The organism is Maridesulfovibrio sp. (assembly GCF_963678865.1).
Taxonomy (GTDB): Bacteria; Desulfobacterota; Desulfovibrionia; order Desulfovibrionales; family Desulfovibrionaceae; genus Maridesulfovibrio.
The window spans coordinates 907,528-921,425 of sequence record NZ_OY787459.1 but is presented as its reverse complement, the minus strand read 5'-3'; the positions used below and the strand labels follow the sequence as shown (position 1 = coordinate 921,425).

Annotated in this window: 12 protein-coding genes and 1 tRNA gene; 3 read left to right on the top strand and 10 right to left on the bottom strand. The window is 47.4% G+C overall.

All coding sequences use genetic code 11. The features are described from left to right. Positions 1–57 precede the first annotated feature (57 nt). From pheT to ACKU41_RS04080, 9 genes are all read right to left on the bottom strand, one after another. Entirely contained in the window at positions 58–2,457 is a 2,400-nt protein-coding gene (gene pheT / locus ACKU41_RS04120; RefSeq protein WP_321404287.1) for a phenylalanine--tRNA ligase subunit beta, read from the bottom strand. A gap of 32 nt (positions 2,458–2,489) precedes the next feature. Continuing rightward, positions 2,490–3,536, bottom strand: a complete 1,047-nt coding sequence (gene pheS / locus ACKU41_RS04115) for a phenylalanine--tRNA ligase subunit alpha (protein WP_321404286.1) — start codon at positions 3,534–3,536, stop codon at positions 2,490–2,492. Between the two features lies 1 nt (position 3,537). Then, positions 3,538–3,891 carry a 50S ribosomal protein L20 gene (rplT, locus tag ACKU41_RS04110; protein WP_319780088.1) on the bottom strand — a complete coding sequence of 118 codons (354 nt, stop codon included), beginning with the start codon at positions 3,889–3,891 and terminating at the stop codon, positions 3,538–3,540. Between the two features lie 93 nt (positions 3,892–3,984). After that, positions 3,985–4,182 carry a 50S ribosomal protein L35 gene (rpmI, locus tag ACKU41_RS04105; RefSeq protein ID WP_319780087.1) on the bottom strand — a complete coding sequence of 66 codons (198 nt, stop codon included), beginning with the start codon at positions 4,180–4,182 and terminating at the stop codon, positions 3,985–3,987. 43 nt (positions 4,183–4,225) lie between these two features. Beyond that, positions 4,226–4,690, bottom strand: a complete 465-nt coding sequence (gene infC, locus ACKU41_RS04100; protein WP_321404285.1) for a translation initiation factor IF-3 — start codon at positions 4,688–4,690, stop codon at positions 4,226–4,228. Between the two features lie 70 nt (positions 4,691–4,760). Beyond that, positions 4,761–6,689, bottom strand: a complete 1,929-nt coding sequence (gene thrS, locus ACKU41_RS04095) for a threonine--tRNA ligase (RefSeq protein WP_321404284.1) — start codon at positions 6,687–6,689, stop codon at positions 4,761–4,763. Positions 6,690–6,924: 235 nt separating this feature from the next. Then, complete coding sequence (locus tag ACKU41_RS04090; RefSeq protein WP_321404283.1) at positions 6,925–7,650, bottom strand: acyl-ACP thioesterase domain-containing protein; 726 nt, start codon at positions 7,648–7,650, stop codon at positions 6,925–6,927. Position 7,651: 1 nt separating this feature from the next. Further along, a complete protein-coding gene (gene shc, locus ACKU41_RS04085; protein WP_321404282.1) occupies positions 7,652–9,769 on the bottom strand; it encodes a squalene--hopene cyclase in 2,118 nt (705 codons plus the stop codon). Between the two features lie 68 nt (positions 9,770–9,837). After that, positions 9,838–10,446: a TetR/AcrR family transcriptional regulator gene (locus ACKU41_RS04080; protein WP_319780083.1), complete on the bottom strand. Its 609-nt coding sequence runs from the start codon at positions 10,444–10,446 to the stop codon at positions 9,838–9,840. A 262-nt stretch (positions 10,447–10,708) separates the two neighbouring features. Between ACKU41_RS04080 and ACKU41_RS04075 the strand changes: the two genes are divergently transcribed. The 3 genes from ACKU41_RS04075 to ACKU41_RS04065 all read left to right on the top strand — a co-directional run bounded on the left by ACKU41_RS04075 (position 10,709) and on the right by ACKU41_RS04065 (position 12,919). After that, a tRNA-Arg gene (locus ACKU41_RS04075) sits at positions 10,709–10,785 on the top strand. A 312-nt stretch (positions 10,786–11,097) separates the two neighbouring features. Then, positions 11,098–11,793 (top strand): hypothetical protein, encoded by a 696-nt coding sequence (locus tag ACKU41_RS04070; protein WP_321404281.1) that lies wholly within the window; start codon positions 11,098–11,100, stop codon positions 11,791–11,793. Between the two features lie 22 nt (positions 11,794–11,815). Continuing rightward, positions 11,816–12,919, top strand: coding sequence for a DUF4145 domain-containing protein (locus tag ACKU41_RS04065; RefSeq protein WP_321404280.1), 1,104 nt, complete (start codon positions 11,816–11,818; stop codon positions 12,917–12,919). 1 nt (position 12,920) lies between these two features. On the opposite strand, the gene ACKU41_RS04060 is transcribed toward ACKU41_RS04065, so the two are convergent. After that, on the bottom strand, positions 12,921–13,817 hold the full coding sequence (locus ACKU41_RS04060) for a hypothetical protein (protein WP_321404279.1): 897 nt from the start codon (positions 13,815–13,817) through the stop codon (positions 12,921–12,923). Positions 13,818–13,898: the final 81 nt, after the last annotated feature.

Genomic DNA, 13,898 nt, shown 5'->3' with positions numbered 1-13,898 from the left:
TATAAAAAGCCCGGCTGAACATATTCAGCCGGGCTTTTAAATTACATCGAGCAGAAACTAGAAATGTACAGGCAGGGATTTTTCAAGCCCAGCGAGAACCTTCTTGTGTTCCTTGTCTACTGCCTTGTCGGTCAGGGTCTTCTGACCGTGGCGGTATGTGATGCGGAAGGAGAGGTTGCGTTCGTCGTTATTATTTTCCGGTACGAACACGTTGACCAGTTCCACAGACTCAATCAGCGGCAATTTGAGGCCGAGGATTGCTTCTTTAATTGTTTCCGCATGCAGGGAAACGGGACCGATTACGGTCACGTCACGTCTGGAAGGCGGGAACACCGGCAGAGTCTGGAATTTGATTTTGTGGGCCATGACGATGTCACGCAGGAGATCTGCGTTAAGGTCGGCCATCCAGACTTCTTTTTTGGCGTGATACTTGTCGGCAATATCTGCCTTGACCATACCCATGAAGCCGATTTTCTGTTCACCAAGGTGAATGTCAACACAGGGTTCAAGGTAATTGTGATCCTTAACCAGAGAGAAAGCTGCTTCTCCAAGTTTTAGATCAGCCAGCAGATGTTCTACCAGACCTTTAATATCAAGGTAGTCGGCATCGCCCTGTTCGTTAGGCCATTCAACGCAGGAACGGGGACCGTTGAGCATGATGCCCAAACGGGACTGCTCTCGGGTTTCTGTGTCTGATTCTGCGTCCTTAATGAACTTCTTGGCGATTTCAAAAACACGAATGTGGGTATTACCTTGAGCGAGATTGTGACGTACTGTGTTGAGCAGGCCGGGAGCCAGTTCGGTACGCATTACGTTCTGGTCTTCGCTCAGGGGATTGGCGATGTTTACGCGACCTTCTTTGGGCAGTCCAAGCAGGTCGAGATCATCATCTCCCACGAAGCTGTAGTTGATTGCTTCGTGCAGACCAACGCCACGACCCCAGTTTTTAATACGACGATAAAAGCCGTAAGGGGTTTCCGCAATAACGGAAGCGTCAAAGGTCTTGGATATGCGGGGCAGTACGGAAGGAATCTTATCCATGCCGAAGTAGCGGGCTACTTCTTCATACAGGTCTGCCTCGCGTTCGAGGTCAAGTCTGTAGGAAGGGGTGGAGACTTTCCAGCAGTCTGCATCGCTATCGTTAACTTCCAGTCCCATGAGGGAGAAAGCTTTTTTGCTGAATTCAGGTTCTAGGTCCAGACCAAGCCAGCTGTTGCAGCGTTTGTGGCGGTAATCGTGGGTACGGTCCTGCCACGGCTTGGGTTCATTTTTTGCCACGCCGGAAACAATTTTTGCCCCGGACAGTTCACTCATAAGCTGGGCTGCACGGTCCATTGCAAAAGTATTCAGCTGCTGATCCACGCCGCGTTCAAAGCGGTAGGATGCTTCGGAGGGCAGGGCCAGACGGCGGGCAGTTTTGCGGATGAGGCCGGGACGGAACACTGCGGATTCGAGGACCACGTTGGTGGAACCGTCGTGAATCTCTGAGTTCATGCCGCCCATAACACCGGCTAACGCAACAGGACGCTCTGCATCCCAGATGAGCAGGTCGGAGCCGAGGAGCTTGCGTTCCTGTTCATCAAGGGTGGTGAATTTAGTTCCCTCGGGAGCAAGTCCGACCCGGATCTTGCCGCCTTTGAGCCGGTCTGCATCAAAGGAGTGCAGGGGCTGACCCAGTTCGAAAAGAATATAGTTGGTCACGTCAACAATGTTGCTGATGGGACGAACACCTACGGAAAGAAGGCGGTAACGCATCCAGTCCGGGGAAGGTGCAATCTTTGCTCCCTGCAGGATTCTGGCCTGATAGAGCGGGCATAGTTCGGGATCGTCGATTTCAATCTTAAGCAGATCTGCCGCGTGACCGCCGTTCTCAACGAGGTTGAGTTCGGGCATGGTGATGGGCAGGTCGAATGCCAGCGCAGCTTCACGGGCGATACCGAGCATGGAAAGGCAATCGGCACGGTTGGGGGTGATACCCAGATCCATGACTGTGTCTTCCATGTTCATTGCTTCGGTGAATTTCACGCCTGGTTTCAGGTTCTCGGGCAGAACCATGATACCATCGTGCGCGTCGGAAAGTTCCAGTTCACGCTCGGAGCAGATCATGCCGTGAGATTTGACACCGCGGAGTTTTGCCTTCTTGATTTTGAAATCGCCGGGCATGGTTACGCCAACTTTTGCCACAGGCACATTCTGGCCTTTGGCAACGTTGGGTGCGCCGCATACGATATCAAGAAGCTCGCCGTCGCCGACGTCTACTTTACAAACAGACAGCTTGTCGGCTTCGGGGTGCTGGTCACACTCCACAACATGGCCGACAACGATGTCTTTGATCGCTTCAAATGGATTGAAAATTTCTTCAAGCTCAAGGCCGAGCATGGTCAGCCTGTCGCCAAGCTCCTGAATTTCGCCCTCATAAGGAACGAAATCCCGCAGCCATTGCATGCTTAAAAGCATTTGAGCCTCCAGCAGTATTTACTGCGTATATATTAGGAAAACTGTTCGAGGAATCGGATGTCGTTTTCAAAGAACATGCGCAAGTCGCCGATGCCGTATTTGAGCATGGCTACGCGTTCGATGCCGAGTCCGAATGCGAAACCGGAATACTTTTCGGTGTCGTAATCAACTGCTTTCATCACGTTGGGGTCCATCATGCCGCAGCCGAGGATTTCCACCCACCCGGTCTGTTTGCATACGCGGCAGGGTTTGCCGTCGATGGTTCCTTTTCCGCCGCACATAACACAGGAGATATCCACTTCTGCGCTGGGCTCGGTAAAGGGGAAGAAGCTGGGGCGGAAACGCACGTCAGTTTTGGGTCCGAAAAGCTGGTGGACGAATGCTGTCAGGGTCCCACGCAGGTCTGCCATGCTCACATTCTGATCGACAAGAAAACCTTCGATCTGGTGGAACATGGGGGTATGTGTGAGGTCTGAGTCTCTGCGGTATACCTTACCCGGTGCAATTGCAGCCAGAGGAGGAGTTCTGTCCTTCATGGTGCGGATCTGCAGCGGAGAAGTGTGGGTGCGCAGCAGGATGGATTCTGAAATGTACAGTGTGTCCTGCATGTCGCGCGCAGGGTGCTCCGGTGGAATATTCAGTGCTTCGAAGTTGTACCAGTCGTTTTCAACTTCGGGTCCGGTTACAACCTCGAATCCCAGCCCGATGAAAACGTCACAGATCTCGTCCATGACGAGTGTGACCGGGTGTAGCGAACCTTCAGCAGGTTTGCGTCCGGGCATGGTGGGGTCGAAACGGGACAGGCTCTCAACGGTGGCGGCTTTTTCAAGCTCGCTTTGCTTTCCCTCGATGAGCTCGGTGAGAGCGGCCTTTACTTCATTTGCTTTTTTACCTGCTACAGGCTTGTCTTCATTGGGAAGTGAGGGCAGACCGGACATGATTTTGGCTACACGGCCCTTACGGCCGAGCATGTCGATCTTGATGTCTTCCAGTTCAGACAAAGAAGCCTGATCCAGGCGTGCGGAGCACTCCGGGACCAGGCCTTCAAGTTCCTGTAACAGGGACTTTACGTCCGACACCTTAGCTAACCTGAGCTTTGGCGATCTCAACTACTTTGGCGAATGCGGGAGCATCGTTAACAGCCAGATCAGCGAGAACTTTACGGTTCAGGATAACGCCAGCAGTGGACAGTCCGTGAATGAGACGGCTGTAGGACATGCCGTTGAGGCGTGCAGCAGCGTTGATACGCTGGATCCAGAGTTTGCGCATATCACGTTTGCGCAGTTTGCGGCCTACGTAAGCCATGCAGAGGGAGCGTTCAACTCTCTCTCTGGCGGTACGGTAAAGGGTAGATCCGGAGCCACGGAAACCCTTGGCCATCTTTAAATATTTTTTATGACGCCTCTTAGCGGCAATACCACGTTTTACTCTCATTGTATTCCTCCAGGAATCTTTCTCTAAAACCAGCCACGAACGTAGTTCCGCGGACAGGAGTGTTCATTTATTGTCTTAGTTGTTTTTACGCAATTAAGCGTAGGGAAGCATGCGTTTGACCTGACCGATGTTCGCACTGTCAACAGTTGCGCTCTGGCCGAGTCTGCTCTTACGCTTCGCATTCTTCTTGGTCAGGATGTGACGCAGACCCTGCTTACGGCGTTTGAATTTACCGCTGCCGGTCTTAGTGAAACGCTTTGCGGCGCCTCTTCTGGTTTTCATTTTAGGCATTTTATCCTCCTTGGGAATACCGGCTCGGAAGCCGGAAAAAACCTTATTTTTTGATTGGAGCCAACATCATGTTCATGGTGCGGCCTTCGGACCTTGGAGCCTGTTCCATTTTGGAAATATCCATGGTCTCTTCTTTGACTCGCTCCAGAACAGCCAACCCTCTGTCCTTATGGACAATTTCTCGGCCCCTGAAAAATATAGTGACTTTGCACCTGTCGCCGCCTTCAAGAAACCGGCGGATGTGCTTGAGCTTTGTCTGGTAATCGTGCTCGTCTGTTTTGGGGCGAAACTTGACTTCCTTGATCTGGACTACTGTCTGCTTCTTTTTGGCTTCCTGCTTACGTTTCTGCTGCTGATATTTGAACTTACCATAGTCCATAATCTTGCAAACAGGCGGGTCAGCCTTTTCTGCAACTTCAACCAGATCAAGACCCCGGTCCTGTGCAATTTCAAGGGCTTCACGTGTGGGAAGTACTCCCAGTTGGTTACCCTCGTCATCAATAACCATGACCTTGGGAACTCTAATGCGCTCGTTTCGGCGGGCACCGTCATCCCTGCGATAGGGACGCCTACCGTCTCTATGAAAAGCTATAGCTCATGCCTCCGCGTTTGAATGGTTCGTTAATGGCGGTCGAAATAAGCTCTGCCGCGTCTTCAAGAGACTTGAGTCCGGGGTCTTCCCCGTCGCGGGCTCTTACATTGACCGATTCCGCAGCGACTTCTTTGTCGCCAACTACTAACATGAACGGGATTTTTTCAAGCTGGGCTTCCCGAACTTTGTAACCCAGTTTCTCATTTCGATCATCAACCTCGGCACGAATGCCTTTTTCTTGCAGAAACTGCAAGACTTTTCGTGCAAATTCATTCTGAGAGTCGGTGACTGTGAGAATTTTTGCCTGAACAGGGGACAGCCAGGCAGGCAGAGCTCCACCGGTGTGTTCAAGCAGAACTCCGATAAAGCGTTCGATGGAACCGAGAATAACCCGGTGCAGCATTACAGGTCTGTGACGCTCACCATCTTCGCCCACATAGCTTAAGTCGAACCGCTCTGGCAAGGTAAAATCACACTGGATTGTAGCACATTGCCAGCGACGTTCAAGTGCATCTTTGATAATGATGTCGATTTTGGGTCCGTAGAACGCTCCGTCGCCTTCATTAATTGAGTATTCCATACCCATTTCTTTGAGAGCGCCTTCGAGTGCTTCGGTGGCTCTGTCCCAATCTTCGTCAGATCCAATGGCCTTTTCGGGCTTGGTGCTGACTTCTGCTTCATATTCAAATCCGAACAGTCCCATCACATCGCCGACGAATTTTGCAACGCCGATGATTTCATCGCGGAGCTGGTCCGGGCGGCAGATGAGGTGCGCATCATCCTGAGTGAAAGTACGCACACGAAGCAGGCCGTGCAGTACACCGGATTTCTCGTGGCGATGGACCACTCCATGCTCAAAATAGCGCTGGGGCAGGTCTCGGTAGCTGCGCAGTCTGGATTTGAATACCAGCATATGAGAGAGGCAGTTCATGGGCTTGATGCCGTAGGACTGCTCATCAATCTCAGTGAAATACATGTTTTCGCGATAGTTATCGTAGTGGCCTGATTTTTCCCAAAGCTCACGCTTGAGAATCAGCGGCCCCTGTACGAACTGGTAGCCGCGCTTGAGGTGTTCCTTGCGTTCGAAGTCTTCAAGGATAGCTCGGATAAGCGCACCTTTGGGATGCCAGATGGTCATGCCCGCACCCACATCGGGGTTTACGGAAAAGAGATCCAACTGGGTTCCCAATTTACGATGGTCGCGTTTTTTGGCTTCTTCAAGCTGGGCCAGATGCTTTTTCAGGGACTTGGGATCGGGAAAAGCTGTTCCGTAGATACGCTGCAACTGCTGACGGTGTTCATCGCCTCTCCAGTACGCTCCGGCAACGGAGAGCAGTTTGAAAGCCTTGAGCATGCCGGTGCGGGCCACGTGGGGGCCGCGGCAGAGGTCTGCAAATTCACCGTTGGTGTATACGGAAACAGTTTCTTCGCCAAGATCGTTGATGAGTTCTACCTTGTAATCCTCACCCATTTTCTCGAATTTTTCCAATGCATCAGCACTGGAAAGCACTTCGCGGCTAAATTCTTCGTCGGCACCAACTCGGCGCAGCATTTCGGCTTCGATTGCTTCCAGATCCTCAGGGGTAAAGGGGCGTTCGTAGTCGAAATCGTAGTAAAAACCACTTGCGATTGAGGGGCCGATAGTTACTTTGGCTGTTGGGAAGAGTTTCTTCACTGCTTCAGCCATAAGGTGTGCAGTGGAGTGGCGGATTACTTCCAGACCTTCTTCGGAATCAGCCATTACCGGCTCAAGGTCGGTACAGTCGGCAGGCACGGTGGTGGTAAGATCAAGAAGGGTATCGCCGCATTTGGCAACTACAACGTTCTTGAACTGCTTTTTGGACAAGGCCTCTTTGAGAACCTCGCCGCAAAGCGCACCCTGCTGAACCTCAAGTTCTTTACCTGCAACTTGCATAATCCATTCTCTCTTTGCGGAAAAATTGTTTCTATGCCCGAACCTGCCGGACAATCTTAAAATGTCTTCGTTTCAATGGAAAAGTTGCCGCTGCAACCTGTCGTTATCCTTGAATTCATAAGCTGTGAAGACTCTAGACATCAGAAAAGAGTGCAATAATATTACTGCACGAAAGGCGGTATATTTATCTGACAAATGATGGGAAGTCAAGTGGGAGAAGGGGTTTAGGCCAGGATTATTCAACTTTTAAGGCAAAAGCAGCCTTACCCTCGCTTTCATTCAAGCCAATCAACTCAAAGCCATCATCTTCACATCCACAATCCATTAAATTTATGGTGTTGCCTTCGAACACTTCTGAAAGAAATGCAATGCGTATGGAATTAACCTTGTTCTGGTCAAATCCCAATGGACGCAACCCGTCAAAAGACCAACGCAGATATTCGGCATTGTTGACGTGTCCGTTAGCATCAAGGGAGCTGTAGCCCACATTCAAGATCCGGATTTCTTTTTCCGGCGTACCGGGGCGCAGTCGTTTCATTGCTTCAGGGAACACGCATCTATCCTGAGCGTAGAAATTGTATTCCGGATTTATGGTTACAGGCTTGCGGGTTGTTTCATCCAGCACCATCCATTCTGAGCTGGCCCTGATGATTTCACGTCCTGATTCATTGCAGCCGGAAAATTCACGGAAAGCACGCAAACGCTTCACTCCACGTGACCATGTGCTCAGGGTGAAGTTTTCTTCACGGCGTGGCATTTCGTCAATTTCTATGCGCATGGAGGTCATTACCCACATATGACCTTCCTTGGCCATGTCGTTCACACCGATACCCAGTGAATCTGCATGGACAGTGGCTGCCTGCTGCATATGGTTCATGAGCCAGTGGCAGTGCATGCGGTCGTCCGGGCCTGTTTCGTAAGCCGGGACGACCATATTGATCTGTGCTGAATTTTTGCCCATGTTACCACTTCCTGCCGAGGTCAAGCGGGGTGTCACGGCGCATCATGATCTGCTTCGTATCTTCGTCGGCTACGAAACGTTTGTATACACCCAGCGCCCACATGGGGAAGTACTGGGAGTAGCCATGGTAACGCAGGTAGAACACACGCGGGAACCCGGTTCCGGTGAAGAGGGTTTCGTCCCAACTTCCATCTTCCTTCTGGGTGTCCAGCAGGTAGCGGATACCTCGGCTGACAGCCTTGGAGTGGACCCGTTCAGCTGCCATGAGGCCCAGCAGAGCCCATGAAGTCTGAGAAGCGGTGGAGTCACCCAGACCTGCGTAATTTTGGCTGTTGTAGCTCATACAGGTTTCGCCCCAGCCGCCATCCTTGTTCTGGTGATTTTCCAACCACTCCACAGCTTTGCAGACGTAGGAGGAGTTCATGTCTTCTCCTGCCTGACGCAGACCGCACAGCACCGACCATGTTCCGTAAATATAGTTGACACCCCAGCGTCCGAACCATGATCCATCATCTTCCTGTTCTTTTTTCAGGAAGTCGATGCCGTCCTTGATGGGGCGGAAGCTCTTGTCATAACCGATAACACCCAGCAACTCGATGACACGGGCTGTCAGGTCTGAAGTGGGCGGGTCGAGCAGGGCGCCGTGATCCGCAAAGGGGATATCGTTCAGGTACTCTGCGCAGTTGTCGATATCAAAAGCAGCCCAGCCTCCGTTTGAGGATTGCATGCCGATCAGCCAGTTGACACCCTTGATAAAGTTTTCATGATGTTCCGGCTGCTCCAGAACTCCGGCACGGCACATAGCCATAAGTACCATGGCAGTATCATCGAGATCGGGGTAGAAAGTGTTCTCAAACTGGAAAGCCCAGCCTCCGCCGTCAAGCTTAGGAGCTTTGGAAATCCAGTCGCCCCGAAAAAATATCTGCTGGTCCCAAAGCCATTTCAGGCTCTGCTGTGTGCATTTGCTGTTTTGATCCTCTCCGGCTTCCATCATGGCAGAAAGACTCAAACAGGTGTCCCAAATGGGTGAGTTGCAGGGTTGGCACATGGCTTGTTCAAGGTTTTCGGCAGTGCCATGATTGGGAGAAATATCCAGTTCCGGTGCTGCTGAAAGCTCAGTTCCTCCGGTGATAACCGTGTGTTCCCATGGGGATTTTTCAGGTACGTGGAATTTGTCGACCATAAGATCATCCACCGCCTGAATGCCGCGGGCGTAATCTGGATCAGATTCATCGTAGCCAAGCAGGCTCAGGGCTGTAACCGCATTAGCCATTGCCGGGAAGATAGCACCGATTCCGCCTCGTCCGGCCATGTGTTCACGGGTCCATTTTTCAGCAAATACCATGGCCTTTCTGTTGATTGATTTAGGTACCAGATGCATGGTTCGCTTGAGAATGCGGTCTAGCAGGATAAAAAGATTCTTGCGCCAGCCTTTGTCACGGTATTTATCAATATGAATATGATCTTCCGCAGGCTTGCAGAAAAGTTCCGGCACAGCTTCTTCCGGGCGCAAACGGCAGACCGGCTGCTTTGCGTAGATGATAAGCAAGGGGTAGATAACTGATCGAGACCAGTAGGAAACTTTATCCAGATGGAAAAAGAACCATTTGGGGAGCAGTACGATTTCTATCGGCATGGCCGGTGGGCAGTGCCACGGGATTTGGCCGAAGGTCGCAAGGCAGATGCGGGTGAAGACGTTGCAAGTTTCCGCACCTCCTTTGGCAAGGATTGTCCGGCGGGCACGGACCATGTGTTCCGCGTTTTTGTCATCACCGAGTATTTTGAGTGCCATATATGCCTTTACGGAAGCACTAATGTTTATAGGACCATCTTCATCATGGAGGGGCCATCCTCCGTCGGGCATCTGCTTGGCGCGGATGTAGTTACCCAGCCTTTCTGCAAGGCCTTTATCTATTTTTCGTCCCAGAAATCTGTTGAACATGATGTATTCTGAAGGAATGGTAACATCCGCTTCCAGTGCGAAAACCCAGTATCCTTCGGGGGACTGCAGAGAGCGGAACCGTTTTATTACCCGGTTAAGGGCATCTTTGGGCTGCAGTAGCGATACAACGTGATTTTTAGCCTTTTTGTTCATTTTCATGGCGCTTTTTTTGTTCATGATGAGAATCCTTTATATAAACGGATGATACCCGACCCGAGCGAAAAAAATATTTTTGGGTATAGTAATCAGTCGATGGCGTCAACAGCAGAGTCGATTACCTGCCTTTTTAATTTATCAAGTGGCCCCCACTCAAACGTAGGGTAGGTGATCAAAAGCGAAGTCAGACCGTGGGTTGCGGCAACTACAGAGTTTGCAGTAACCAGAATGTCTTCGTTTGAAGCATTTTTAGGCAGGCAGTCTTTTACGCACTCATTGATGCGGTTGTACATGGTTTTGCCTAGGGGGTTATTCTGAAAGTGGGAGTCGTGGTCTTTCCAAAGATCGCTTTCCATCATGAAGCCCACCCGATATGCATTGGGATTTTCGAGTCCCATATCTACAAGGGTGTAAAGGATGTTTTTCAGGGCTTCTCGTGGCGGAGGAGTCAAAGCGATGATGCTGTTGATGCGATGCAGGAAATCCCGGTAAGTCTCTTCTGTAAGGCAGAGGAAGAGTTCTTTTTTGTCTTTGAAATGATGATAGATGGTAGTTGGCGAATAGCCGATGGTGGTCGCCAGCTTGCGCATGGAAACCTGCGCGTATCCATGTTCCGCAAAAAGTTTGCGTGCAGCATCCAGAATCAGCATTCGTAGGGGTTGCTGCGGTGTCTCTATTGTTTTTGAAGTAGCATTCATCTTTGATTCTCCATAGCTTAACAGTGTTAAGCTGAGAAGCGTTCTGTCATGAATGTATAGTTCTGTCAACTTGAAGAAGCCGTCGACATATTTTATGATTAGGCATCAGTATGAGGTTAATAACTTGGTTCTGTAGCCGAAGTATATGGAAAAATAAGTAGAAAGATAAAAAATAGCTTGCAATCAAAAAACGGTTTGGATATTAATTCTCGCCTCAGACGGAGAAATACGCTAAAATTCTCCCGATGTTTTCATATAAAGTGGCCCCGTAGCTCAGTAGGATAGAGCACAGGATTCCTAATCCTGGTGCCGCAGGTTCGATTCCTGCCGGGGTCACCATCTAGTACAAAACTAGTATAATATTAAAGGGTTAACTCGTTTTTAGAGTTAACCCTTTTCTGCGTTTATTTGCGGTTTTTTTGGTGTGCTGCCAACCTTTGGTGCCAACCGGGGTGGGTGAGTTGTGTTAGATAAAATTGATTGTGATAATTAATATCTATAAGTGTGTGTGGTTCGGTTGACTGAAGTTGTTCATGGTATTGTAATTGATGTTGCGTTGTTATACGAAAAACAGAGTATTGAAAGAGTTGATTTCTGTCTCGTCGATTTAATCGGTTAAAGTTGGCAACATGAAGGTTCTGAGGCGAAAAGATGAATGTATTTCATACGGTGGATTCTTTTTTTGAAAAGGCTTTGTTGTTTTTGTACGAATTGATTAAATCATACAAATATTTAGCCTTCTTATGTTTAGTCTTGGCGTTTGTTTTTATGATTAATGGAGCGTCTGACGCTTCAATAACTGCATGGGCAACAGCATGTTTAGCTGTTTTGACCTTAGTATTGGCAGTCTCTACGTGTTGGATGGCTTATGAGAGTAAAAAGGTACGAGAATTGAATTCAAATCCTAATGTTATTATTTACCCACGAGCAGATAAACATCGAGCAACATTAATAATGTTAGAATTGAAAAATATTGGGAATGGTCCAGCATACGATATTAGAGTTGAAACTTCCAAAGAACTAAGACGCTGTTATGGATGGGGGCGTACTCCATCTGAATCGGTTGATTGGAAGGCTCTAAAATTTACACCAATGCTTGCCCCGAATGAAAGCAGAGTTTTTGGTTGGGGGCAGTATACCGGAATTTGTGATGATATTGGCGATGAAGCTATAATCGCAGAATGTTATTTTAGTAATGGTAGGAAAGAGCTTAAAAGCATTTCCAAGCTTGATATTACCTCTTTTTACTATACCCAAGATACGTATTCTCCTGTTGAAAAAATTAATAAGCATCTTGAGCAAATAGAGAAGAATATGAAGTCAATAATGCACAAGTTAAATTTTTGATTTATTGAAATGGAGTTCGGTAGTGAAGATCGTCAGGAAGTTGGCTAGTGATGAGAAGTATGAAGTAATTGATCTAAAAGATGCTGTCTTGAAATTTTTTTCATCTGAAAGTTGGGAAGAACTTTTTCATTTGGTTAAAGAAGATGATTTTATAAAAGAGGATCACCGCATTTATGATGGATTGGTCAATCCCAGTGGCGACTATTCTGATATTGTTTTGGATGTGCTTATGCGGTTGGTTGAGAATGATCGAGAAAATTTAACTATTATTAATAAATATATAGAGCGTAGGTGCTGTTGTGCAGAGAAAAAATCGAAGGTAAAGGTAATAGATTCAGTTGCTCACATTAATGGTGAATCTGACCAAGTAAATTATGCTCTGGATCGTAGGTATTTTGAAGATTTATGTTTTAAAAATAGAGACGAGTTAACTGAGATAAAATGTCCATTTTGTAGTTCAGGAAAATTAAAAGTTTCATCTGAATCATTGCAGATGGAGTATGGTTATTATGCAGAAGACATAAATGCTGAAGATTTAAACTTTGTCTACTCTGCTCTTTTGATGTGTACTAATGAAAAATGTAATCGCTATGTATCAATGGGTGGGGAAGCATTTACCGAGCAGCTACCATCTGAGCGTTGGAATATTGTCGAGACATTTGAATACTTCTATCCGAAATGGTTTACTCCTAGCATCAATTTATTCAGTATCCCTGACGATTGCCCAGATGAAATAAGCAAAAGTCTTAAACAATCATTTGCTTCTTTTTTTAACGACCCTGTTGCATCTGGTATGCATCTCCGTATTTCACTGGAAAGGTTGATGGATTTTTTCAACGTTCCCACGGAGATGGAGAATCGTAAAGGTAGGATAATGCCGTTGAGTCTTCATAAACGCATTGAAACTTACAAACTTGACGAAGAGCAAATAGGAGGTCACTTGCTAGCCTTAAAATGGCTTGGAAATGATGCGAGCCATGTTGGTAGTTTGGAACGAAGCGATATTCTTGATGGCTATGAAATTTTTGAATTTGTAATTAACGATTTGTTTTATAATAGAAAAAGAAAAGAAGTTGTTGGTAGGCGTTCACAAGAAATGCATAGAAAGTTTGCTCCAAAGCGTTAGATTAAAGCTGCGGTAACGACATTAGGGTTTTAACTCGTTCCATTTCAGCTTCATTTGTGTAGCGCAGTACCCTTTGTGATAGTTTGATTAGGATTGCTTTTTCTTCCTTAAAGGCTTTGTCTGTGTATATATCGTTTTTATCTCTAAGTCTGTTTAATGTAACCATCACATAACGTAAAAATTCCATTGGGATCATTAAGTCTGTAAGGCTGTGCCAAGAAGTTATCAAACCTTGTGAATCAAAAAGTTGTCTTTCGTAGTGGCGATCACAGCTTCCAGCGCATACACAATAAACATGTTCGAATCTTTTTTTATCTAGATCTTCAGCAAATACTATGTTTCCACCTCGTTCATCATTATATGAAGCCATTAGAAGGTCTTTTCCGCAGACAATACATTCTAGTGGTTCGTATTTATCTGTTACATGATGAATAGGTTTTACTGAAATGTATGCTTTTGGAAGATAATTTATAAAAAGATGGGATCGCGCTCCTGTTATTAGGTTGTTTTCAATATATTTGCCGTCCATGATTTTAAAATCTTTTATGTCTCCATTGGCTTTTAGGTTGTCAAGTCTAGTGCCAAGTCCGCTAGAGGCAATCGTAGAGTAAAAACCTATGAAGCCATCAGCTTTGTAGGCTTTCATTCGTTCAAGAATATTAGGTTCATCTGTTTCGGATACAGATCGTTGGCTTGTTGCTTTATGTTTGCAACTAACTAACCATTTAAACTCGTACCTTCCTATCCGTCCCTTTAATCTCTCGGTAACAATGAGATCTTTTCCTCCATCTGCCCCTCTTGATGGTGGAGATTCAATATAAAATCCACATGATTCTAAATATTCTCTAGCAAATAGTTCCCATACTTCGCCATCGGGTATTTCTGTATAGTCAATCATAAATAGTGCTTTTGATGTTATAATTATTTAATAATTGTTACTTTGCTTGGGTGATTCGGTCAACCGAAGAATCCACCAGCC